Origin of the sequence: Streptomyces mutabilis (assembly GCF_046628145.1) — a bacterium.
Classification (GTDB): domain Bacteria; phylum Actinomycetota; class Actinomycetes; order Streptomycetales; family Streptomycetaceae; genus Streptomyces; species Streptomyces mutabilis.
This window is the reverse complement of record NZ_CP176874.1, coordinates 5,328,208-5,350,801: the sequence shown is the minus strand read 5'-3', so window position 1 is coordinate 5,350,801 and position 22,594 is coordinate 5,328,208. Positions and strand designations below refer to the sequence as shown.

Annotated in this window: 23 protein-coding genes, 1 tRNA gene and 1 pseudogene; 1 reads left to right on the top strand and 24 read right to left on the bottom strand. The window is 70.7% G+C overall.

Going from position 1 to position 22,594, the window contains the following annotated elements; translation table 11 throughout:
• Positions 1-44: 44 nt before the first annotated feature.
• The 14 genes from glyA to ACLIN4_RS24240 form a co-directional block, all read right to left on the bottom strand.
• Positions 45-1,301: a serine hydroxymethyltransferase gene (gene glyA, locus ACLIN4_RS24305; RefSeq protein WP_100048719.1), complete on the bottom strand. Its 1,257-nt coding sequence runs from the start codon at positions 1,299-1,301 to the stop codon at positions 45-47.
• Between the two features lie 90 nt (positions 1,302-1,391).
• Complete coding sequence (locus tag ACLIN4_RS24300) at positions 1,392-2,072, bottom strand: protein-tyrosine-phosphatase (RefSeq protein ID WP_100048718.1); 681 nt, start codon at positions 2,070-2,072, stop codon at positions 1,392-1,394.
• Entirely contained in the window at positions 2,069-2,716 is a 648-nt protein-coding gene (locus tag ACLIN4_RS24295) for an L-threonylcarbamoyladenylate synthase (RefSeq protein WP_043379884.1), read from the bottom strand. The genes ACLIN4_RS24300 and ACLIN4_RS24295 overlap by 4 nt, the downstream gene beginning before the upstream one ends.
• A gap of 50 nt (positions 2,717-2,766) precedes the next feature.
• Positions 2,767-3,606, bottom strand: coding sequence for a peptide chain release factor N(5)-glutamine methyltransferase (gene prmC, locus ACLIN4_RS24290; protein WP_100048717.1), 840 nt, complete (start codon positions 3,604-3,606; stop codon positions 2,767-2,769).
• A gap of 70 nt (positions 3,607-3,676) precedes the next feature.
• Positions 3,677-4,753 (bottom strand): peptide chain release factor 1, encoded by a 1,077-nt coding sequence (prfA, locus tag ACLIN4_RS24285; RefSeq protein ID WP_100048716.1) that lies wholly within the window; start codon positions 4,751-4,753, stop codon positions 3,677-3,679.
• 108 nt (positions 4,754-4,861) lie between these two features.
• The gene (gene rpmE, locus ACLIN4_RS24280; protein ID WP_018571447.1) at positions 4,862-5,086 is read right to left on the bottom strand and encodes a 50S ribosomal protein L31; all 225 of its coding nucleotides are present in this window, start codon (positions 5,084-5,086) and stop codon (positions 4,862-4,864) included.
• 122 nt (positions 5,087-5,208) lie between these two features.
• On the bottom strand, positions 5,209-6,357 hold the full coding sequence (locus tag ACLIN4_RS24275; RefSeq protein WP_382020514.1) for an LCP family protein: 1,149 nt from the start codon (positions 6,355-6,357) through the stop codon (positions 5,209-5,211).
• Between the two features lie 361 nt (positions 6,358-6,718).
• Positions 6,719-8,788, bottom strand: coding sequence for a transcription termination factor Rho (gene rho / locus ACLIN4_RS24270; RefSeq protein ID WP_411576225.1), 2,070 nt, complete (start codon positions 8,786-8,788; stop codon positions 6,719-6,721).
• Positions 8,789-9,194: 406 nt separating this feature from the next.
• The gene (gene thrB / locus ACLIN4_RS24265; protein ID WP_100048584.1) at positions 9,195-10,112 is read right to left on the bottom strand and encodes a homoserine kinase; all 918 of its coding nucleotides are present in this window, start codon (positions 10,110-10,112) and stop codon (positions 9,195-9,197) included.
• A 519-nt stretch (positions 10,113-10,631) separates the two neighbouring features.
• A complete protein-coding gene (gene thrC / locus ACLIN4_RS24260; RefSeq protein ID WP_100048585.1) occupies positions 10,632-11,690 on the bottom strand; it encodes a threonine synthase in 1,059 nt (352 codons plus the stop codon).
• Between the two features lie 6 nt (positions 11,691-11,696).
• Positions 11,697-12,989 carry a homoserine dehydrogenase gene (locus ACLIN4_RS24255; protein ID WP_043379906.1) on the bottom strand — a complete coding sequence of 431 codons (1,293 nt, stop codon included), beginning with the start codon at positions 12,987-12,989 and terminating at the stop codon, positions 11,697-11,699.
• A 164-nt stretch (positions 12,990-13,153) separates the two neighbouring features.
• Positions 13,154-14,545, bottom strand: a complete 1,392-nt coding sequence (gene lysA, locus ACLIN4_RS24250; protein WP_269957706.1) for a diaminopimelate decarboxylase — start codon at positions 14,543-14,545, stop codon at positions 13,154-13,156.
• A gap of 19 nt (positions 14,546-14,564) precedes the next feature.
• Positions 14,565-15,602: an ArgS-related anticodon-binding protein NrtL gene (gene nrtL / locus ACLIN4_RS24245; RefSeq protein WP_411576224.1), complete on the bottom strand. Its 1,038-nt coding sequence runs from the start codon at positions 15,600-15,602 to the stop codon at positions 14,565-14,567.
• Positions 15,603-15,707: 105 nt separating this feature from the next.
• A complete protein-coding gene (locus ACLIN4_RS24240; protein WP_373420261.1) occupies positions 15,708-16,172 on the bottom strand; it encodes a response regulator in 465 nt (154 codons plus the stop codon).
• Positions 16,173-16,385: 213 nt separating this feature from the next.
• Here ACLIN4_RS24240 and ACLIN4_RS24235 point away from each other — a divergent pair.
• Positions 16,386-16,457, top strand: a tRNA-Arg gene (locus ACLIN4_RS24235).
• Between the two features lie 129 nt (positions 16,458-16,586).
• On the opposite strand, the gene ACLIN4_RS24230 is transcribed toward ACLIN4_RS24235, so the two are convergent.
• The 10 genes and pseudogenes from ACLIN4_RS24230 to ACLIN4_RS24185 all read right to left on the bottom strand — a co-directional run bounded on the left by ACLIN4_RS24230 (position 16,587) and on the right by ACLIN4_RS24185 (position 22,511).
• Complete coding sequence (locus ACLIN4_RS24230) at positions 16,587-17,234, bottom strand: hypothetical protein (RefSeq protein WP_411576223.1); 648 nt, start codon at positions 17,232-17,234, stop codon at positions 16,587-16,589.
• Positions 17,235-17,264: 30 nt separating this feature from the next.
• Positions 17,265-18,734, bottom strand: coding sequence for a tyrosine-type recombinase/integrase (locus tag ACLIN4_RS24225; RefSeq protein ID WP_411576222.1), 1,470 nt, complete (start codon positions 18,732-18,734; stop codon positions 17,265-17,267).
• Entirely contained in the window at positions 18,731-18,901 is a 171-nt protein-coding gene (locus ACLIN4_RS24220; RefSeq protein WP_037740571.1) for a helix-turn-helix transcriptional regulator, read from the bottom strand. The genes ACLIN4_RS24225 and ACLIN4_RS24220 overlap by 4 nt, the downstream gene beginning before the upstream one ends.
• Positions 18,902-18,905: 4 nt before the next feature.
• On the bottom strand, positions 18,906-20,081 hold the full coding sequence (locus tag ACLIN4_RS24215) for an AAA family ATPase (RefSeq protein WP_411576780.1): 1,176 nt from the start codon (positions 20,079-20,081) through the stop codon (positions 18,906-18,908).
• Positions 20,078-20,305 carry a hypothetical protein gene (locus tag ACLIN4_RS24210; RefSeq protein ID WP_411576818.1) on the bottom strand — a complete coding sequence of 76 codons (228 nt, stop codon included), beginning with the start codon at positions 20,303-20,305 and terminating at the stop codon, positions 20,078-20,080. The genes ACLIN4_RS24215 and ACLIN4_RS24210 overlap by 4 nt, the downstream gene beginning before the upstream one ends.
• A gap of 169 nt (positions 20,306-20,474) precedes the next feature.
• Positions 20,475-20,963, bottom strand: a pseudogene (locus ACLIN4_RS24205) (bifunctional DNA primase/polymerase); the annotation flags it as partial.
• An 87-nt stretch (positions 20,964-21,050) separates the two neighbouring features.
• Positions 21,051-21,551, bottom strand: a complete 501-nt coding sequence (locus ACLIN4_RS24200; protein ID WP_411576221.1) for a hypothetical protein — start codon at positions 21,549-21,551, stop codon at positions 21,051-21,053.
• A 22-nt stretch (positions 21,552-21,573) separates the two neighbouring features.
• Positions 21,574-22,032 (bottom strand): hypothetical protein, encoded by a 459-nt coding sequence (locus ACLIN4_RS24195; protein WP_411576220.1) that lies wholly within the window; start codon positions 22,030-22,032, stop codon positions 21,574-21,576.
• 12 nt (positions 22,033-22,044) lie between these two features.
• Positions 22,045-22,239, bottom strand: a complete 195-nt coding sequence (locus tag ACLIN4_RS24190) for a hypothetical protein (RefSeq protein WP_411576219.1) — start codon at positions 22,237-22,239, stop codon at positions 22,045-22,047.
• Positions 22,236-22,511 carry a hypothetical protein gene (locus ACLIN4_RS24185; protein WP_411576218.1) on the bottom strand — a complete coding sequence of 92 codons (276 nt, stop codon included), beginning with the start codon at positions 22,509-22,511 and terminating at the stop codon, positions 22,236-22,238. Before ACLIN4_RS24185 ends, ACLIN4_RS24190 begins: the two co-directional genes overlap by 4 nt.
• Positions 22,512-22,594 lie beyond the last annotated feature (83 nt).

The window sequence follows — 22,594 nt, the reverse complement described above, 5'->3', positions numbered from 1 at the left end:
ATGGTTGCACGTGTGGCTGTGCACGTGCGCGCGCCTACCCCGCCTCAGTCCGGATACGGCGGGAACTGAGCGACCAGATCCCGTACGTCGTCCCGCGCCTTCGCCGGTTCCGCGGAGCCCCTGAGCACCTCGGCGAGCAGCGTGGCCACCGCCCGCATCTCCCGCTCCCCCATCCCCTGGGTGGTCACCGCCGCCGTCCCCAGGCGCAGCCCGCGGGCGTCCGCGTGGGGCAGTGCGCAGCAGTCCAGGACGATCCCGGCCGCCGCGAGCCGGCCCCGCGCGGTCCTGCCGTCGACGCCGAGCGGGGCGGGGTCGGCGGTGAGCAGGTGGGTGTCGGTCCCGCCGGTGGTGACGGTCAGGCCCTCGGCGGCCAGGTGGGCGGCGAGGGCGCGGGCGTTGGCGATCACCTGATGGGCGTACGCGGCGAAGGCCGGGGTCGACGCCTCGCCGAAGGCGACCGCCTTGGCGGCGATGGTGTGCATCTGCGCGCCGCCCTGCGTGAACGGGAAGACGGCCCGGTCGACCCGCTCCGCCAGTTCGCTCCCGCACAGGACCATGCCGCCGCGCGGCCCGCGCAGCACCTTGTGCGTGGTGGCGCAGACGACGTCGGCGTACGGCACCGGGCTGGGCGCCGCTCCCCCGGCGATCAGCCCCATCGGGTGGGCGGCGTCCGCGATGAGGTAGGCGCCCACCTCGTCGGCGATGTCGCGGAAGGTCGCGTAGTCGGGGTTGCGGGGGTAGGCGATGGAGCCGCACACGATCGCCTTGGGGCGGTGCGTGCGGGCCAGGGTGCGCACCTGGTCGTAGTCGATCAGCCCGGTCTCCGCGTCCACGCCGTAGCCGACGAAGTCGAACCAGCGGCCGGAGAAGTTCGCCGGGGAGCCGTGGGTGAGGTGGCCGCCGTAGGGCAGGCCGAGGGCGAGGACGGTGTCGCCGGGGCGCAGCAGTGCCGCGTAGGCGGCCAGGACGGCCGAGGAGCCGGAGTGGGACTGCACGTTGGCGTGCTCGGCGCCGAAGAGGTCCTGGGCGCGTTCGACGGCCAGCCGCTCGGCGACGTCGACGATCTCGCAGCCGCCGTGGTGCCGGGCGCCCGGGTAGCCCTCGGCGTACTTGTTGGCCAGCGGGGAGCCGAGGGCGGCGAGCACGGCGGGGGACGTGAAGTTCTCGGCGGCGATCAGCTGGAGGGTCGTCGACTGGCGGCGGCCCTCGGCGAGCAGGATCTCGGCCAGCTCGGGGTCCTGGCGCAGCAGGGCGCCGAGCAGGCTGTCATCGGCCTCGAGGATGTCGCGGGTGACCGACATGGTGCGCTCCGGGCGTGCGTCGACGGTGACGTACGACCAATGTAGGCCCGGGGCGCGAAAGCCGCCCGGCGTTGCCGCGCGACGGGGTGCCTACGTCCGCGCGGCGACCCCGGTCAGCGCCGTGACCACCGGATCCAGCGCCTGGTGTATCTCGTCCCCGATCGACCGGAAGAACGTCAGCGGCGCCCCGTACGGGTCGTACACCTCGTCCGCCTCCGCGGTGGGGGCCAGGAGCCACCCGCGCAGCGCGGCCGCCGCGCGCACCAGCGCCCGCGCGCGCACGACCACGCCGTCGTCCAGGGACGGCAGCGTCGCGGGGTCGATGGCGTTCACCAGGCGGGTGAACTCCTTGAGGGTGAAGGTGCGCAGCCCGGCCGAGTGCCCCATGGAGATGACCTGCGCGCGGTGGTCACGGGTCGCGGTGAGCACCAGGTCGGCGCGGATCACGTGCTCGTCGAGCAGCTCGCGCCCGGTGAAGCCGGCCGCGTCCGCGCCGAAGTCGGCGAGGACCGTCTCGGCGTTCGCCTCCATGGGAGCGCCCTCGTGGCCCCAGGTGCCCGCGCTCTCCACGATGAGGCCGCCGCCCAGCACGCCGAGCCGCTCCGTCACGAAATGCCGGGTCAGCCGCTCGGTGATGGGCGAGCGGCACACGTTTCCGGTGCTGACGTGGAGGATGCGGAAGCTGTCGCGCGGGAGTCCCACGAACGTCGTCGTGATCTCCGCGGCGCGTTCCCCGTTGCCTATGCCACGCCCCGTCCCAGGGGCCGTCAATTCGCCACCTCGAGGTCGGGTACTACCTTTCGCAGCTCCTCGGCCGACAGCGCGCCCGCGCGCAGCAGCACGGGCACCTCGCGGGTGACGTCGACGATGGACGACGGGACGTTGCCGGGGGTGGGGCCGCCGTCGAGGTAGACGGAGACGGAGTCGCCGAGCATCTGCTGGGCGGCGTCGCAGTCCTCGGGCGCAGGGTGGCCGGTGAGGTTGGCGGAGGAGACGGCCATGGGGCCGACCTCGGTGAGCAGCTCGATGGCGACCGGGTGCAGCGGCATCCGGACGGCGACCGTGCCGCGGGTCTCGCCGAGGTCCCACTGGAGGGACGGCTGGTGCTTGGCGACCAGCGTCAGGGCGCCCGGCCAGAAGGCGTCGACCAGCTCCCAGGCCATCTCGGAGAAGTCGGTGACGAGGCCGTGCAGGGTGTTCGGCGAGCCGATGAGGACGGGCGAGGGCATGTTGCGGCCGCGGCCCTTGGCCTCCAGCAGGTCACCGACGGCCTCCGGGGTGAAGGCGTCGGCGCCGATGCCGTACACGGTGTCCGTCGGCAGCACCACGAGCTCGCCACGGCGGACGGCGGACGCGGCCTCGCGCAGACCGGTCACACGGTCGGTCGCGTCGTTGGTGTCGTATCGCCGTGCCATTTAGCGGGCCTCCTCGTACACGTACTGCGGGGTCGAAGTCGGATGGGTGCTCACGGCAGCGCCTTGCGGGCGGTCGCGAAGCGGGGGCGGTTGTTGAGGTCGGGGTGGTCGGCCGCGTCGGCCCAGCCCCGCTCCTCGGTGAAGATCCACGGCACCTGGCCGCCCTGGGTGTCGGCGTGCTCGACGACGACGACCCCGCCGGGGCGCAGCAGGCGGTGCGCGGTGCGTTCCAGGCCGCGGATCAGGTCGAGGCCGTCCTCGCCGGAGAACAGGGCCATCTGCGGATCGTGGTCGCGGGCCTCGGGGGCGACGTACTCCCACTCGGTGAGCGGGATGTACGGCGGGTTGGAGACGACCAGGTCGACCTGGCCGTCGAGGTCCGGGAAGGCCGTCAGGGCGTCTCCCTGGCGCAGCTCGACCCTGGACCCCTCCATGTTCTTCCGCGTCCACTTGAGGGCGTCCTCGGACAGCTCCACGGCGTACACGCGCGAGCGCGGCACCTCCTGGGCCAGGGCGAGCGCGATGGCGCCGGAGCCGGTGCACAGGTCGACGATGCAGGGCTCGACGACGTCCATGGCGCGTACGGCGTCTATGGCCCAGCCGACGACCGACTCGGTCTCGGGGCGGGGCACGAAGACGCCGGGGCCGACCTGGAGTTCCAGGTAGCGGAAGTAGGCGCGTCCGGTGATGTGCTGGAGCGGTTCGCGTGCCTCGCGGCGGGCGACGACCTCCCAGTACCGGGCGTCGAAGTCGGCGTCCGGCACGGTGTGCAGCTCGCCCCGCTTGACGCCGTGCAGGTACGCGGCGAGCTCCTCCGCGTCGGTGCGCGGCGAGGGCACGCCGGCGTCGGCCAGTCGCTGGGTGGCCTGGGCCACCTCCGCGAGCAGCACGCTGCGGGGGTTCGGGGGTCGCCCCCCGTGGTGTTGCTGCACGCTGGTCCTCCGAGCTGTCGTACGGGGGTTACGCCGCGGCCAGCTTGGCCGCCGAGTCCGCGTCCACGCAGGCCTGGATCACCGAGTCGAGGTCACCGTCCAGGACCTGGTCCAGGTTGTACGCCTTGAAGCCGACGCGGTGGTCCGAGATGCGGTTCTCCGGGAAGTTGTACGTGCGGATCTTCTCGGAGCGGTCGACGGTGCGGACCTGGCTGCGCCGGGCGTCCGCGGCCTCCTTCTCCGCCTCCTCCTGCGCCGCCGCGAGCAGCCTGGAGCGCAGGATACGCATCGCCTGCTCCTTGTTCTGGAGCTGGCTCTTCTCGTTCTGGCAGGAGGCGACGACTCCGGTCGGGATGTGCGTGATGCGCACGGCGGAGTCGGTGGTGTTGACGGACTGGCCACCGGGGCCGGAGGACCGGTAGACGTCGATGCGCAGGTCGTTGGGGTTGATCTCGACGTCGATCTCCTCGGCCTCGGGCGTGACGAGCACGCCGGCCGCGGAGGTGTGGATACGGCCCTGGGACTCGGTCGCGGGCACGCGCTGCACGCGGTGCACGCCGCCCTCGTACTTCAGCCGCGCCCAGACGCCCTGTCCGGGCTCGGTGGCCCCCTGGCCGCCCTTGGTCTTCACGGCGACCTGGACGTCCTTGTAGCCGCCCAGCTCGGACTCGGTGGAGTCGATGATCTCGGTCTTCCAGCCGACCCGCTCGGCGTAGCGCAGGTACATGCGCAGCAGGTCGCCGGCGAACAGGGCGGACTCGTCGCCGCCCGCGCCCGCCTTGATCTCGAGGATGACGTCCTTGTCGTCGCTGGGGTCGCGCGGGACGAGCAGGAGGCGGAGCTTCTCGGTGAGCTCCTCGCGCTGCTTGTCCAGTTCCTTGACCTCGGCGGCGAAGTCGGGGTCGTCGGCGGCCAGCTCGCGCGCCGTCTCGATGTCGTCGCCCGTCTGCTTCCAGGAGCGGAACGTGGCGACGATCGGGGTCAGCTCGGCGTACCGCTTGTTCAGCTTGCGCGCGTTCGCCTGGTCGGAGTGGACCGACGGGTCGGCGAGCTTCTTCTCCAGGTCGGCGTGCTCGGCGACGAGTTCCTCGACGGCCTCGAACATCTTGGGCTCCTGCTTACTGCTTGGAAGGGGAAGGCGGGCGACCAAAAACGCCGGTCCCGGCGCTCCCCCGGCTGGGGGCGCGGCCGTGGACCGGCGATCGGTGGCTCGCTACTTCTTGGAGCCGGCGGCAGCCTTGCCGAAGCGGGCCTCGAAGCGGGCCACACGGCCACCGGTGTCGAGGATCTTCTGCTTGCCCGTGTAGAACGGGTGGCACTCGGAGCAGACCTCGGCGCGGATGGTGCCGCTGTCGATGGTGCTGCGGGTGGTGAACGACGCGCCACAGGTGCAGCTGACCTGCGTCTCGACGTACTCGGGGTGGATGTCGCGCTTCAAGGTGTCTCCTAGGTTCGGGAGGGCGCCGGGTCGCTTCCGCGGGATGCGGGCGCGTGAACCGGAGCCGACGTACCAGTTTGCCAGGACTGGTGTCCTCTTCCCAAACCGGGGGTTGCCGTCGGCTATTCCCCCGCGTTCACGACGCCCTCGGCGCCGCCGGTCGCCGTGCCCTCGGTGGCCGAGTCCGGGACCGGCTTGTCGTTCTTCAGGGCCGTCCACACCTGGTCGGCCTTGGCCTTCTCCAGGAGGACCCGGTTCGGGTCGGCGGGGTCGTAGACGACCGGCATCGTGACCATGTGCATGTTGGCGGGGCCGATGCCCTTCAGGCCGGTCGCGAAGGACATCAGGGAGTTGACCGAGCCCAGGTCGGAGTCGGTCGTCACGGTCTTGGTGGCGGTGTCGGCGATGTCGTACAGCTTCTTGGGGTTGCCGAGCAGGCCGATGTCCTTGACCTGGTCGACCAGTGCCTTGACGAAGGCCTGCTGGAGCTGGATGCGGCCGAGGTCGGAACCGTCGCCGACGCCGTGCCGGGTGCGGACCAGGCCGAGGGCCTGCTCGCCGGTCAGCGTGTGGGTGCCGGCGGGCAGGTCGAGGTGGCTGTCGGGGTCCTTGATGGCCTCGGTGGTGGTGATGTCTACGCCACCGAGGTCGTCGATGAGCTGCTGGAAGCCGCTGAAGTCGACCTCCAGGTAGTGGTCCATGCGCAGCCCGCTGATCGACTCGACGGTCTTCACGGCGCAGGCGGCGCCGCCGGTGGAGTAGGCGGAGTTGAACATCACGCCGTTCGCCGCGGGGTGCTCGCCGCCGTGGGCGTCGGTGCACTCGGGGCGGTCGATGAGGGTGTCGCGCGGGATGGAGACCACGCTGGCCTTCTTGTGGCCCTTGTGGACGTGCAGGACCATCGCCGTGTCCGAGCGGGCGGTGCCGTCGTCGGTGCCTCCGCCCAGCTTCTTGTTCCCGCCTGCGCGGGTGTCCGAGCCGAGGACCAGGATGTTCTGCGAGCCGTTGTCGGCCTTCGCCGGCCGGTCGGCGCCGAGGACCTGGTCGATGTCGACGCTCTGGAGGTTGCCGTTGAGCTGGTAGAGCACCACTCCGGCGCCGGTGCCGCCCAGGACCACGACGCCCGCCGCGCTCCAGGCCGCGACGAGCAGGGCCCTGCGCCGTCTGGCCCGGGGCTTGCGGCGGCGGCCCTTGCCCCGGCGGCCGGGTCCGGTGGTACGGGACTGACCGGGGTCGGGTATCGCGGGATCCGGCGTGCTCTCGGCGGACATGGGCTCCTCGGTGTTCGTACGGTCGGCTACCCCCTGCGCTCAGGGTCGGGTCGGTCGGCTCCGACGGGTTTCCGCCGGTTCCTCACCATCGTCCCTCCGTGACCGAGACGGCGGAACTCGGGACAGGGTTGCACAACGGTCTGTGGCCATCAGGTGGGGAATCGGTTACGCAGTGTGTTCCCCGTACATCGGCCCCCGCCGCTGACCTGGGAATCCTCGGGCACCCGTCCGGGTACCCGCGGGCGGCCGGGGAACCGCCGCCTGTGGCGAAGATCGCAACACGAACGGCCCATACAAGCCGGAAGTCCCGCCCCGTCACCTGCGTGACGGAACGGGACTTCGGGTCGGGTCCGGCGGCGGATCAGTCGCCGTTGCCCGGCGTCGGCGTCGTCTTCTGGATCTGCATCAGGAACTCGACGTTCGACTTGGTCTGCTTCATCTTGTCGAGGAGCAGCTCGATCGCCTGCTGCTGGTCGAGGGCGTGCAGCACCCGGCGCAGCTTCCAGGTGACGGCGAGCTCCTCGCTGCCGAGCAGGATCTCCTCCTTGCGGGTGCCGGACGCGTCGACGTCCACGGCGGGGAAGATGCGCTTGTCGGCGAGCTTCCGGTCGAGCTTGAGCTCGGCGTTGCCGGTGCCCTTGAACTCCTCGAAGATGACCTCGTCCATGCGGGACCCGGTGTCCACCAGGGCGGTGGCGAGGATGGTCAGCGAGCCGCCGTCCTCGATGTTGCGGGCCGCACCGAAGAAGCGCTTCGGCGGGTACAGGGCGGTCGAGTCGACACCACCGGACAGGATGCGGCCGGAGGCCGGGGCGGCGAGGTTGTACGCGCGGCCCAGGCGGGTGATCGAGTCGAGCAGCACGACGACGTCGTGGCCCAGCTCCACGAGGCGCTTGGCGCGCTCGATGGCGAGCTCGGCGACCGTGGTGTGGTCCTCGGCCGGGCGGTCGAAGGTCGAGGAGATGACCTCGCCCTTGACCGACCGCTGCATGTCGGTGACCTCTTCCGGACGCTCGTCGACGAGGACGACCATCAGGTGGCACTCGGGGTTGTTGTGGGTGATCGCGTTGGCGATCGCCTGCATGATCATGGTCTTGCCGGTCTTCGGCGGGGCCACGATCAGACCGCGCTGGCCCTTACCGATCGGCGCGACGAGGTCGATGATGCGGGTGGTGAGGACGCCCGGGTCCGTCTCCAGGCGGAGGCGGTCCTGCGGGTACAGCGGCGTCAGCTTGTTGAACTCCGGGCGGCCGCGGCCGTGTTCGGGCGCCATGCCGTTGACGGAGTCGAGCCGGACGAGGGCGTTGAACTTCTCGCGCCGCTCGCCTTCCTTGGGCTGACGGACCGCGCCGGTGATGTGGTCGCCCTTGCGCAGGCCGTTCTTGCGGACCTGGGCGAGGGAGACGTACACGTCGTTCGGGCCCGGCAGGTAGCCGGAGGTGCGGATGAACGCGTAGTTGTCGAGGATGTCCAGGATGCCCGCGACGGGGATCAGGACGTCGTCCTCGGCGATCTGCGGCTCCTGCACCTCGTCGCGCCCGCGACGGCCCCGGCGGTCGCGGTACCGGCCCCGACGGCCGCGGCGGCCGCCGCCGTCGTCGTCGTAGCCGTCGTCCTGCTGGCGGTCCTGACGGCCGCCGCCCTGCTGACGGTCCTGGCGTCCGCCGCCCTGGTTCTGGTCGTCGCCCTTGCCCCGGCGGTCGCGGCCACCGTCACGGTCGCGGCCACCGTCACGGTCGCGGTCACGGCCGCGGTCACGGCGGTCGCGACGGCGGCCCTCGCCGCCCTCGCCGTCGGAACGGGCGTCGCCCTGGCCCTGCTGCTGGGCCGACGCGTCGGCCTTCGGCTCGCTGCGGGTCTCCACGGCCACGGCCTCGGTGGCGGCGGACGGGCTGCCCGCGTCGGCGGTGGCCCGGCGGCGACGGCGCTCGGAGGGGGCCTCGTCACCGGCCTGCTCGCCCGACGGCGAGACCTTGGGGGACGGCTGACCGGGGATCTCGATCTGCTGCTGGGCGGCGGCCTTGTCCGCGGCGGTCTTGTCCGCCTTCTTCTCGGCCTTCTCCGCCTTGCCGGCCTTCTCCGCCTTCTCGGCGGGGGCCTCGTCGCCCGTACGGGTACGGGAGGTGCTGCGGCGCTTCGGCTTGGTCTCGCCGGCGGTGTCCGCGGCGGCGGGCGCGGCCTTGGCGGGGGCTCCCCCGGCGGCCTGCGCCTCCTTGATGACCTCGATCAGCTGGCTCTTGCGCATGCGCGCGGTGCCCCTGATGCCGAGGCCGGATGCGACCTGCTGCAGCTCGGCCAGCACCATGCCCTCGAGGCCGGTACCGCGGCGCCGCCGGGAGCCGGCACCGGTGGCAGGCGCGGAGGCGTCCGTGGCGGGCGCGGCAGCGGTCTCCTCGACACGTGCGCCCATCAGATCGGTGGTGTCGCTCACGAAGGGTCCTTCCCTGGAGCGGACGTCGGCCTGTCTGGCTCGGCGACCGGTTGTGCTGTCCGGCTTCGGTCCTTGCTGTGCGAACCGTGCCGGGGCGGTGGTCCGCCTGAACGGCGGAAGGAATATCTGGTGATGGCGCGCCCCCTGGCCGTGGCACCCAGTGTCTGTGTCACGCGGCGTGGTCGCACCGGTTCCGAAGCGTGCCCGGCGGGCCGCTCAGTGTCCGCGTCGGCCGTACTGCTCACGTACGACGTCCACTGCACAATGCGGCTTGGGGGGCTCCCGGAAGAATGTCTGTCCCGGACGGGGACACGAGGCACCTCGCCATGGTGGGGTCGGGTGCAGACTTGAGATTAACACTACCGGATCCAACAAACATTCCCCCTCTCGAAATCCGGCAACCGTGTCAGGTCGCCAGTGGCAGAACGCTCGCGCCCTGCTGGTCCAGGCTGAGCCGGTTGGCCGCCCAGTCCGTGCCGGCCAGCGCCTCGACCTTGTCGGCCGTGTCGGCGTCGGCCAGTGCCATCACCGTGGGCCCCGCGCCGGAGATGACCGCGGGGATGCCGTCGGTGCGCAGCCGCTCCACCAGCGCCGCGCTCTCCGGCATGGCCGGCGCGCGGTACTCCTGGTGCAGACGGTCCTCGGTGGCCGGCAGCAGCAGCTCGGGGCGCCTGGTGAGGGCCTCGACGAGCAGCGCGGCGCGGCCTGCGTTGGCGGCGGCGTCGACGTGCGGGACGGTGCGTGGGAGAAGACCTCGTGCGGTCTCCGTCAGTACCGGCTTTCCGGGTACGAAAACCACCGGAACGATGGAATCGGCGGGCTCCATCCTGATCGCCCTGGCGGCGCCGGACTCCATCCAGGACAGGGTGAATCCGCCCAGCAGGCAGGCCGCGACGTTGTCGGGGTGGCCCTCGATCTCGGTGGCGAGGTCGAGCAGCGCACCGTCGTCGAGGCGGGCCTCGCCGCCTATGGTCACCGCGCGCGCGGCGACGATCCCCGCGCAGATGGCGGCGGACGACGAGCCGAGTCCGCGGCCGTGCGGGATGCGGTTGGCGCAGACGATCTCCAGGCCGCGCGGCTGTCCGCCCAGCAGGTCGAAGGCCGTGCGCAGGGAACGGACGAGGAGGTGCTTCTCGTCGCGCGGCAGGGTCTCGCTGCCCTCACCCGCGATGTCGATGTGCAGCCCGGAGTCGGCGACCCGGACGACCACGTCGTCGTACAAGCCCAGCGCGAGGCCGAGGGCGTCGAAGCCCGGGCCGAGGTTGGCGCTGGTGGCGGGGACGCGCACCCTGACGGCGGCGGCGCGGAAGGCTGGACCGGCCATCGCTCGATGACTCTCCTTGAGCTGCGTGACTGTCGAATGACATTCGATGACGTACGGGACCCTGGGGCTCGCCGCTTCCTGCCGAACGACCGGCCCGTGCCGAACACGGTCGGCCGCGACCGGCACGACCGACCGCCACCAGCCGCTTTCGGACCGCGGAGACAACGCGGCGCCGCGGCATATGCGGCAGGCGGGTTCGGTACAGCCTATCGAAGGAAGGTTCTGTGGCGACATAGGGCGCACGGGAGGCGCACGATGCGTGTCGTAAGCCCCCTGTGCACCCCCCGTAAAGGACTTTCCCGGCCGAGCGTCGCTTACGCCCTCTTACGCCGGGGAGATGGGCGCGACCTCGGGTTCGGGCCGTGGGGCCGCGCCCCCGTCCGGGCTGTCGGATCGGAGGCGTGGCCAGGGCCGTCGTATCGCGCCCTCGGGCCCGGGCGGTCGGACCGTGCCCTTGGGCCGGGCCGTCGGACCGTGCCCTTGAGCCGGGCGGCCGGACGGTGCCCTCGGGCCGGACGGTCAGATCAGGCCGAGGCGCTCGGCCGCCGTCGCCGCGTCGACCGGGACGGTGACCGGCTGCGGGGCGCCCGCGACGGCCCAGTCGGGGTCCTTGAGGCCGTTGCCGGTGACGGTGCACACGATGCGCTGCCCCGGGTCGACCTTGCCCAGCTCGGCGGCCTTCAGCAGACCGGCGACCGACGCGGCGGACGCGGGCTCCACGAAGACACCCTCCTGGGAGGCCAACAGCCGGTAGGCGCGCAGGATCTCACGGTCCGTCACCTCGTCGATGGCACCGCCCGACTCGTCCCGCGCGGCGAGCGCGAGATCCCAGGAGGCGGGGTTGCCGATGCGGATGGCGGTGGCGATGGTCGACGGGTCCTTGACGACCTCGCCGCGCACGATCGGGGCGCTGCCGGAGGCCTGGAAACCCCACATGCGCGGCGTCTTCGTGCTGACCGCGTCGGCGGCGTACTCCTTGTACCCCTTCCAGTACGCGGTGATGTTGCCCGCGTTGCCGACCGGCAGGACGTGGATGTCGGGCGCGTCGCCGAGCATGTCCACGATCTCGAAGGCGGCCGTCTTCTGCCCCTCGATACGTACCGGGTTGACCGAATTGACCAGCGCCACGGGGTAGTTGTCGCTCAGCGCGCGAGCGAGCGTGAGGCAGTCGTCGAAGTTGCCGTCGACCTGGAGGATCTTCGCGCCGTGCACGAGGGCCTGGCCCATCTTGCCGAGCGCGATCTTGCCCTGCGGCACCAGCACGGCCGACACCATGCCGGCCCGCACGCCGTAGGCGGCGGCGGAGGCCGAGGTGTTGCCCGTCGACGCGCAGATGACGGCCTGCGCGCCCTCCTCCTTGGCCTTGCTGATGGCCATCGTCATGCCGCGGTCCTTGAAGGACCCGGTCGGGTTCGCCCCCTCGACCTTGAGGTGGACCTCGCAGCCCGTGCGCTCGGAGAGCACCTGCGCGGGCACGAGCGGCGTGCCGCCCTCGCGGAGCGTCACGACGGGCGTGCTGTCGGAGACGGGCAGCCGGTCCCGGTACTCCTCGATGATTCCGCGCCACTGGTGGGTCATTGCTGGTTACTCTCCTTCAACCCGCATGATGCTGGCGACACCCCGCACGGTGTCGAGCTTGCGCAGCGCCTCGACGGTACCGCCGAGGGCGGCGTCGGACGCACGGTGGGTGACGACGACGAGGGATGCCTCGCCGTCCTTGCCGGACTGCCGCACGGTGTCGATGGAGACACCGTGCTCCGCGAACACGGTCGCGACCTGGGCGAGCACGCCCGGTTTGTCGGCCACGTCGAGGCTGATGTGGTAGCGCGTGACGACGTCGCCCATCGGCGAGACGGGCAGTGCGGCGTACGCGGACTCACCGGGTCCGGTCGCGCCGCCGATCCGGTTGCGACAGACGGCGACGAGGTCGCCGAGCACGGCGGAGGCGGTCGGGGAGCCGCCGGCGCCGGGCCCGTAGAACATGAGCTGCCCGGCGGCCTCGGACTCCACGAAGACGGCGTTGTACGCCTCGCGCACGTTCGCCAGCGGATGGCTGAGCGGGATCATCGCGGGATGCACGCGCGCGGTGACCGATCCCCCGTCCGCCGCCCGCTCGCAGATGGCGAGCAGCTTGATGGTGCAGCCCATCTCCTTGGCGGAGGCGAAGTCGGCGGCGGTGACCTCGGTCATGCCCTCGCGGTAGACGTCGTCGAGGCGCACGCGCGTGTGGAAGGCGATCCCGGCGAGGATGGCGGCCTTGGCGGCGGCGTCGAAGCCCTCGACGTCGGCGGTCGGGTCGGCCTCCGCGTACCCGAGGGCGGTGGCCTCGTCGAGCGCCTCCTGGTACCCGGCGCCGGTGGTGTCCATGGCGTCGAGGATGAAGTTCGTCGTCCCGTTGACGATGCCGAGGACGCGGTTGACCTTGTCACCGGCCAGGGACTCGCGCAGCGGCCGGATCAGCGGGATGGCGCCGGCGACGGCGGCCTCGTAGTAGAGGTCCTTGCCGTGCTCGTCGGCCGCGGCGTGCAGCGCGGCGCCGTCCTGGGCGATGAGCGCCTTGTTCGCGGACACCACGGACGCGCCGTGCTCGATGGCGGTGGTGATGAGCGTCCGGGCGGGCTCGATGCCGCCGATGACCTCGACGACGACGTCGATGTCCCCGCGTTTGACCAGGGCGGTGGCGTCGGTGGTGACGAGGGCCGGGTCGATCCCCTCGCGCACCTTGTCGGGGCGCCGTACGGCGACACCCGCGAGCTCCACCGGGGCCCCGATCCGGGCGGCGAGGTCGTCGGCGTGCGTCGTCATGATGCGCGCCACCTCTGAGCCGACCACTCCACAGCCCAGCAGCGCCACCTTCAGCGGACGCGTACGCATCATCCGACCTCGTTTCCTCTTACCGTCTAGGTTCGACCAGTCTCACGCACCGGACGGGATTTCCTGCCATTCGTCCGCATCATGAGACGTTTATTTCATTTTCGCAGGGGCGGAAGACGGAAGATCTTCCGCCTCCGCCCCCCTTGATGCCGAGCTCGGCGTCCGGCTCAGCCGACGTCGAGACGCAGCAGATCCTCCTCCGTCTCCCGCCGCACGATGGCGCGGGCCTCGCCCTCGCGCACGGCGACGACGGGCGGACGCAGTGCGTGGTTGTAGTTGCTGGCCATGGAACGGCAGTACGCCCCGGTCGCCGGTACGGCGATGAGGTCCCCGGGCGCCAGGTCCCCCGGCAGGAAGGCGTCCTTCACCACGATGTCGCCGCTCTCGCAGTGCTTGCCCACGACCCGGGCGAGCATCGGCTCGGCGTCGGAGGTGCGGGAGACCAGGGCGACGGTGTACTCGGCGTCGTACAGCGCGGTGCGGATGTTGTCCGACATGCCGCCGTCGACGGAGACGTAGGTGCGCAGCCCTTCGAGGGGCTTGACGGTGCCGACCTCGTAGAGCGTGAAGGCGGTGGGTCCGACGATGGCGCGCCCCGGCTCGACGGAGATCCGCGGCGTACGCAGCTTCGCGCTCTCGCACTCCCGCGTGACGATCTCGGTGAGCGACTTGGCGATCTCGTGCGGCTCGCGGGGGTCGTCGTCACTGGTGTAGGCGATCCCGAGCCCGCCCCCGAGGTCGATCTCGGGCAGCTCGACCCCGTGCTCGTCACGGATGTCCTTGAGCAGCCCGACCACCCGGTGGGCGGCGACCTCGAACCCGGACATGTCGAAGATCTGCGACCCGATGTGGGAGTGGATCCCGATCAGCTCGAGCCCGTCGAGCTGCAGCGCCCGCCGCACGGCTTCGGCCGCCTGCCCCCCGGCCAGCGGAATCCCGAACTTCTGGTCCTCGTGGGCGGTGGCGATGAACTCGTGCGTGTGCGCCTCGACCCCGACCGTGATGCGGATCTGCACGCGCTGCCGCTTGCCGAGGGACTGGGCGATGTGGGCGACGCGCGCGATCTCCTGGAAGGAGTCGAGCACGATCCGTCCGACGTCGGCGCGGACGGCGCGCTCGATCTCCTGGGGCGACTTGTTGTTGCCGTGGAAGGCGATGCGGTCGGCGGGCATCCCGGCGGACAGCGCGGTCGCGAGCTCACCGCCGGAACAGACGTCGAGGTTCAGCCCCTCCTCGTGCAGCCACCGCACGACGGCACGGGACAGGAACGCCTTGCCGGCGTAGAACACGTCGGCATCCGCCCCGAAGGCGGTACGCCAGGCCCGCGCACGGGCCCGGAAGTCGGCTTCGTCGAGGACGTAGGCGGGAGTGCCGTACTCCTCGGCGAGCTGCGTGACGCTGATCCCGCCGACGGTGACGACACCGTCCTCGCCCCGCTCCACGGTCTGCGCCCAGACCTTGGGGTCGAGGGCGTTCAGGTCGGCGGGCGGAGCGGAGTAGTGCCCCTCGGGAAGGACATCGGCGTGACGGGGCCCGGCGGGGTGTGCGGAACGGCTCATGACGTCTTCTGTGCTCTCTTCAGAGGTGGTCGGGTGCGTCGATACCGAGCAGGGTCAGGCCGCCGGCCAGCACCGTCCCGGCGGCTTCGGCGAGGGCGAGCCGGGCGCGGTGGGCGGCCGAGGGTTTCTCCCCGCCGCGCGGCAGCACGGTGGCCAGGAAGGGCAGCGCGGCGTCGGCGACGGTGACGAGGTGCCGGGCGAGCCGGTCGGGCGCGCGGTGGGTCGCCGCGGCGGCGAGCACGCGGAGATGGTCGGCGAGGGCGGCGACGAGGTCTTGAGGACCGGTGACCGGACCGGGGTGGGCGCCGAATCCGAGATCCGCGGCGTTGCGGGCGAGGGCGCGGGTGCGGGCGTGGGCGTACCGCACCCGGAAGAGGGGGTTGCTCTCGCGCTGGGCGAGGTGCTCGTCGCCGATCCGGGGCCGGTCGTGGGCGGCGGGGTGGAGCAGGGCCCAGCGGGCGGCGTCGCGGCCGAGGGGCAGGGGGTCGGCGGGCGCGGGGACCGGACGCACGTTGACGGGCAGACTCTCGGGCGCCGGTCCGACCCCGTCGAGGCGCACCCCGAGGACGGCGGTCCACTCGGCGTCGAAGGCTTCGGCCGTGGCCCGGACGAGCGCGCCCTGCGACCGCAGGATGCGGGCGGCGACTTCGGCGACGACGACGGCACGGACGTCGTGGGGGCAGTGCAGCTGCACGATGCGGCCGTCGGGCCCGTCGGCGTACCCGTACCGGGCGCCGGCGCCGAGGATCTCCTCGACGAGCGCGGCGGGTGCGGCCCCGCCGAGGCTGATGTTGAGGAACCCGGGCCCGGTGAGGACTACGTCGGTGACACCGTCGGCGTCGACGAGGTACGGCCGCAGCAGCTGGGCCACCCGCTGAGGCGGCTGCCCGGCCGGCCGGGCCAGCTGGAGGGCGATGTTGGTCGCGTAGTCACCGCACCCTCCGGGCCCCGGCGGGGCGACCACGGCCCGCTCCGGAACGGTCACACTCAGCTCCCCCGCGTCGACAGCGCGACGCACCGCGTGCAGCACGGTGCGGGAGAGCTCTGCGGGGGTCACGGGTCAAGCGTATGGGAGGAGGGGGGTGGGTAGGCGAACAGGTTTGACCCTGATCCCGACATGTGGACGAACCACCCACCGCCCCCGTGCACGGGGAGACGTCCCTCACCCGGCCGGCTCGGCCTGAGCCGGCGACTCGCTCTCCCCCGCCGCACCGAACACGGCCCGGAACGCGCCCGCGCCACCCGCACGGGTCTTGCGCTCGACCAACTGCCGCACGAGCGCGACGAGCTCGGCCGGCTCGAAGGGCTTGGACAGAAAGGCGTCGGCCCCCGCGTCGAACCCGGCGTCGATCTCGTACTGCGTACAGGCACTGACGATGGCGATCGGAAGGTCCCGCGTACGCGGATCGGCACGCAGCCGGGCGGCGGTCCGCACTCCGTCCAGCCGAGGCATGACCACGTCCAGCGTCACGACGTCGGGCCGCACCTGATGGACGACTTCCAGACACTCGGCACCATCGCCCGCGGTCACGACCTCGAAGCCCTCCAGCTCGAGGTTGACCCTGATCAGCTGCCGGATGACCTTGTTGTCGTCCACAACAAGAACCCGGCCAGACGCCCTAGGCACAACTCGAGAGTAGGTCCGGACCGGCCACCGCGTCCGGCTTTTCCCCACTTCCACCCCGCGCGGGGGACAACGCCCCGACGGCTGACGCCGGCACCTGCCGACCGGGGGCGGGCTAACGACGCGGCACGACCGTGAAAACCCGTTCATGACCACCCCGGACGAGCTGGTAGTGTTCTACCCGTCGCCGCGAGCAACACCGACCGCGACCGACACGCCCCCGTAGCTCAGGGGATAGAGCAACGGCCTCCGGAGCCGTGTGCGCAGGTTCGAATCCTGCCGGGGGCACTTCGCCTCGACCAGCATGATCATGCGGTTGACCAGCGTAGATGCCTAACGCAAAGAGCGGGACCCAGTCTCACTGGATCCCGCTCTTTCTCGTTGTTGCGCACTGTTCGTGTGTGAGTGGCGTGTGGGTCAAGCTGCGGCGTTCTTGATCACTGTCCGAGCATGCCGGTAGAACCGCTCGCGACTGTCATCCAACCCGTCGGCGTCAGGCTGCGCGGTGCCATTCACGGTGGCTGCTGTCATCTCGGCAGCCCAGAGCCCATGGACCTCGAACACCTTGTTGGCCCTCTGCCGAAGATCGAAGTCCGGCATGACTTCGATGACGGGTAGCGCTTCGTCATGGTGCTTACGCACGATTTTGTCGCACTCGTCGTACAAGTCCGCGGCTTGGACGTTCAGGGCATCAGCCGCCTCGCCAGCCTTCGCACGGAAGTCATGCAGCATCTTTGAGATGGCCGTCGCCGTGGCGATCACCTGCTCCCTCACTCGCTGTTCCTCAGCGAGTCGTGCTTCATGACGCCGCTTGGAGTCTTCCTGCTTCTCAGCGTGGGCTTGTCTCGTCTTCTCGGTGCGGGCCGTGAAGTAGTGAGCCGTCCAAGCGGCCAAAGCGGAACTGATCAGGACGGCTCCGGCAGATATCAGTGCCGTTACCCACTGACTATCTTGCACAACGGTCGTCGTGACGCCGCCAGCTCTCGTCGTCGTGCTCTTTGTGCCGCAACCGGCCACCAGTGCCAGGAGAATAAAGGGCGCTACATGCCTTCCGACCTTTCGCATGATCGGTGACTGTAGCGCCCGGCCAATGGATCACCGAACGTCGGCGTCCCACCCCATGGTTCTCTCGATCCTCTTGTTGTTCTCCTCTTCGCTGTCGTCGATACAGCCCGCGTAGCGGCGGTGGATGACCTCCGGGGAGTTGCCGGCGCGCCGGGCCACCTCTGCTACCGGGAGGCCCGCACGGAGCCAGTTCGTGATGCATGTGGCTCGCAGGTGGTACGGCTTCCGGGCCAAGGGCGAGTCCAGCTTGTCCGGCGGAAGCGCCAGCAGTCTGGCTTCCTGCCACACCCGCCAGTAGCTGGAGGTACCGAGCAGGTCCCCCCGCTCGTTGGGGAAAAGCCGCCCGTCCTTGGCAGTGCCGAACTCCTTCAGGTGCGCTCGGAGCATCGCCACCAGCACGGGCGGAATCGGTACCGGCCTGTCCGTGCCAGGCTCCCGTGACTTCAGCCCACGCTTATCGTGCCGCTCACCGGAGTCGGTCCATTTCTTGCCGGAGATCGGACGTGTCTCCCAGAGAGTGAGGGTCCCCCATCCCTTTTCGGGGAGATGGCAGTCAGAGAGCCGGAGACCGACCACTTCCGCCGGACGCATCGCTGCGTACAGGATGCAGGCGAAAAATGCCACAAGGCGCCGCCCTCGGTTCCGATTCACCGAGCCGACATACGAGACGGCCGTAAGGAGTTGTCGCCCCTGCACCTCGTTGACCAATACTCGCGGGTCTACGGCATCGCTCCCATTTGCGGCAGGCCGTTTCAACCCAGCGAGCGGATTTCCGTCTAAATATCCCTCCTCGATCGCGTAGTCCATGGCCGTGTTGAATCCACGCCGACGGCGCTTGTACGTATCCGCTGCCGCCGGTTTGCCGTCCAGCTTGAACGACAGCCGATAGTGGACGTCTCGCACGGCCTTGGAGTCCCTGAGAGCCGACAGGGGAAGGGAATTGCTCGCCAGCCACGCACAGACCTTCTCCAGGTCCGGCGGGGGCTCTTGGCCCTTGTGAGCCGGAACGACGGCCCACCGTACGGCGCGCCGTACGTCTTCCAGGTCCGGCACCCCAGGGCTCTCCCCCAACATGCCGAGTGCTGCGGTAGCGAGGCTGTCCGCCAACCCCTCACGCGTCTTTGCCGCGGCCGTGCGCCAGCGCAGGGCCATGTACTCGCGCGAGAAATCCCACCACGAGGGGTCAGGCTTGACGTTTTCCTTCTCTGCCGCTGCCCGAAGTTCCGACTCGGGAAGCCCAGTCTCCACGTCGAAGGCTTCGCCCCTACGCATGGCTTGCCAAAGCTCCGAACGACGACTGTCGGCAAGGGCTGCCGTCATGAAAGTCGCATGACGGACTTTCCCAGCGACCACCCAACGGAGTTGGTAAGGCGCCGTCTTGCTGGAAATCTTGCTCACTTTCCACACCCGGACATCCGTAGAAAGCGTGGGCTTTTCAGGCGTGGCCGGGCACTCGCCTTCACGAGCACCCGGCATTGCGCTGGTCTTGCGATCGTTCACGCGGCTTCCTCCAGAGCTGCAATCCAGCGCTCCAACTCCGAACGGCGAATACGCACAGCGCCGTTCGGGAGCTTGATTGCCTTCGGTCCCTTCCTCAGCTGTCGCCAGCGGTAGAAGGTGGAGACGGGTACGCCGATTTCCTCGACAACTTCAGAGATCGTGAGCATTTCGTCACGCGTCACGGTCGACCTCCCCCGGGTTCTCGTCAGCAGGACGGGAGTCGGACAGGTGGGACAGTCCCGATTCCGGCTGTCCTACCTGTTTGCGCAGGTCAGATGACGGATTGGGACAGTCGGACACCTGGGACACCCCCGGCTTGCCCTCTGTCCGGGTCTCGGTGTCCGGGTAGTAGCGGCCGGCGCCATCCTTGGCGAGCTGTCCGTCTGCGGCCATGCGGGAGCAGGTGCGACGGACGTTCTCGGCATCGAGCTGCGGCAGCGCAGCGACGATGTCCTTGGGTCGGGCGCCGGGGTGGACGCGGACGTGTCGGAGAATGGCGGCGCGCGTGTCGCCGATGGTGTGGTCGGTGACCGGGCCATCGAGCATCTGCCAGGCGCCGGAGGCGGCTTGGAACTGGAGCGCGTACTCGGCTTCGTCGACGTCGCGACCGGTGACGTGCAGGATGCCGTCCGCCTGCCCACGTGCCCGCTTCAGCACGAGCGTGGCGTCCGCGGCTCCGGCGATGCCGTTGGTGCCAGACACCTCGGTCAGGAAGTCGTCCGAGCCTGCCTTGCGGACGTGGTGGACCAGTACCACGGCGATGCCGTAGTGATCGGCGATCCGCTTGGCGTAGCCAACGGCGACATAGTCCGCGTCGTAGGCGGACACTCCCTGTGGGGCGGGGCCACGCATCTTGGCGAACACGTCGATGACGACCATGCGAGCGTCCGGGTTGCGCTCCAGCCAGTTGGCGATTGCGTCGCTGCCTCCCTGGGGGAAGGGCGGGCATTCGGTGACCAGGGTCAGCCCGGCCGGGGCCGGCTGACCTCCCAGCATCTTGCCCATGCGGGTCTGGAGACGGCGCGGGGTGTCCTCCAGGGCGAGGTACAGCACCGGGCCGCCGTCCACGGGCAAGGTGTCGAAGGCATGGCCACCGGAGGCGACCGAGAGGGCCAGACCGAGGGAGAGCCACGACTTGCCCACCTTGGGCGGTCCGGCGAGCAGGTTGACGCCTTCGGCGAGGATGCCGGGCACCGCCCACTTGGGCTCCGGGAAGTCGGCGGCCATGAGCTGATCCGCGGTCCATGCGGTGCGCGGGCGCTCTCGCTTGGGCAGCTCCTTCGGGGCCGTCTCGGGGTCGCTGGGCACGGAGTACAGGTGCAGCGGGGGGATCGGGTTGGTGCTCATGCCGCGACTTTCCGGGGTCGGTTGGCGCCGGCGCGCAGGCCCGAGGCGATGGTGCGGCGTGCCTCGCGTTCGCTCTGGCCGACGCTGAGTGCGGCCTCGGTGAGCTTCTCGGTCACCTCGTGCGCGTCCAGCTCTCCCCCGGCGACGAGCTGTCCGAGGGCGACGGAGGCGATGTAGAGGGCGTGATTGTGCTGGTGGTCGCCGGAGCCGGTGACGCGGGCCAACTCGTCGTTGAGTGCCGTTGAGGAACTTGCCGCGCCGGTCGCGGGTGGACAGTGGCACCGTGACCGGCCGTTGTGGGGGCAGCGGCACAGGACGCAGCAGTTTTGCCAGCCAACTGGGCAGCGGCACCGCGGACGCAGCGTGGGCGGTGTCGTAGGAGCCTGCCGGAACGACGCTGCCCGCGCCGACGACGTAGCCGCCGGCCGCGCGGGTGTCGACCTTCCAACCGAGCTTGCCCTGTGTGTTGCGCAGTTCCTCGCCGTCGAGGGCGGTGAAGTACAGGTGCAATCCGCCTCGGCCGGTTTCCACGGTGTGGGTGTCGGCCGGGTAGTGCTGGTGGTGACGCTCGCAGAGAGCGGCGAGCACGTCGGCTCCGTCGAGGATGCCGCCACCGGCCCACGCGGCCGGCGGCTTGTCGTCGAGGCTCTTGGGGGTGTCGAGGTCGACGACGACCAGGCCGGAGGGCCCGGTGGCGACGCCGATGTTGTAGGGGGCGTGGGTCCAGCACCGAGTGATGCGATCCGGGTCGACGGTGGCCCGTTGCTCCCAGTCACGGATGGCGGGCCGCTTGTCGCCGGGGATGAGGGGGAACACATGCCAGCCGCGGGACGCAGCGTCAAGCGCGGCGGTGAGCTGGGCAGAGCCGTCCAGGTGAGGCATCCTGGGGGTTCTCCTGTTTCTGTCGAAGGGACAAGAGAGCCGGGGCGGGCGCGGTCTTGTGGTGAGAGGCGCCCGCCCCGGGCGCGTCTAGACGAAGGCGGCGTACTCCTGGCGGACGTAGCCGCGCGGGTTGGCGGTGGTCGCCGGGTGCTCCGGCCAGTACGGCGTGCCGTGGTAGTGGCCCTCGCCGTCCCGGTCGTAGGCGATGAGCCGGCGGGCTGCTTCCGTGGCCGCCACGACCGCGTCGCCGGGGGCGCCGTCCTCTTCGTCCCGCAGCGCGATGCGGTCCAGCAGGGCGGCCTTTCGGAGCCAGAACTCACGGCCAAGGTCTTGGCCGAACGGCTTGTCGGCGGCCGTCTGCGCGGTCCATCCGATCTCGCGGATGACGCTCGGGGCGAGCGCGTACGCCTCTTCCGGCGTGGGCCAGGGTCCCGGCTCGGGGCGATGGTCGGCGGTGACGTAGAGGCGGGTGCGCTTGCCGTCACGGGTCGGGTACCGGCGCGCCGGGCCGGTGTCGAAGGCGGCGGACAGAGCGGCGGTGACGCGGTCGGTGTCGGCCGGGTCGGTGATGACGCGGATCTCGAACACGAATCTCTCCTGCTCTGGCTGGTCAGCCGTGGAAGTGGTTGCGCTTGAACGTGGCCTTGCGAATGTTGACCGTGGTCCCGCCCCTGTGACCGCGTGGGTTGAACACCTGCACGGCGACCCAGCCGCCGAAGAGGACAGCGGCGAGGAGGACGAGCTGGGTGACCAGGGCGGTCAGGGCGGTGATGAACGCGGTCAGCAGGAACAGCCCGCCGCACACCGCGAGGAAACCGACGCCTCCGAGGGCGACGTTCACGGCCGCGCGGGAGACAGGCGGCTTGTGCGTGACCGGCTCGGGCTGGGCGGGGGTGACGGCGTAGCCGGTGACGACGCGGCCGTCGGGCAGGACGACGCTCGCCACCGACGGGACGCCCTGCTGCACGGGCGTGAGCGGCGCCGTGGGTGCGGGGGCGAGGGGCACGGGGCGATGGACTTCCACGCCCGTCGCGTCGTACGCGGCCGGGCGTCGGAGGGGTTCGTTCACGGTGGTGCCTCCTTAGTTGCCGAGTTCGGCGATGGCGTTGGCGGACGCCTGGACGAGGTTGTGGATGGGCTCGTAGGCGCCGGTTCCGGCGGCGAAGAACCCGAACAAGAACAGCACCAGGGCGGCGCCGCCCCCGGCGGACTTGGTCTTGACGGCGAGCGCGGACGCGGCGCCGAAGAGGAGCACGGCGGAGATGTTGAGGATCATCGGATGCCTTTCGGGCGGGGGGTGTCGGTGCCGGCGCGGTAGATGCGGGCCCAGCGGTTGTAGAGCCAGCGGCCGACGCGGATGCGCTTGCCGGTGGCCTTGCAGCGGCGGCAGTTCTTGCCGCGCTTGAGCCGTCCCTTGCGGTCGGTCTTCAGTTCGTGGCCCATGCCGCGGCACCTGCGGCAGTCGCCGAACGGCGAGGCCGCACACAGCCCGCAGTAACCGAACGTGACGATGAGGAGGCAGGCGATAGCAAGGAGAATGGGGGTCATCAGAGGCCCTCCAGGGCGGTCTCCGGGGTTTCCGCAGGTGGGCCGCTATCCGCTAGCGACCTGATCAGACATGGTTTGGGGTG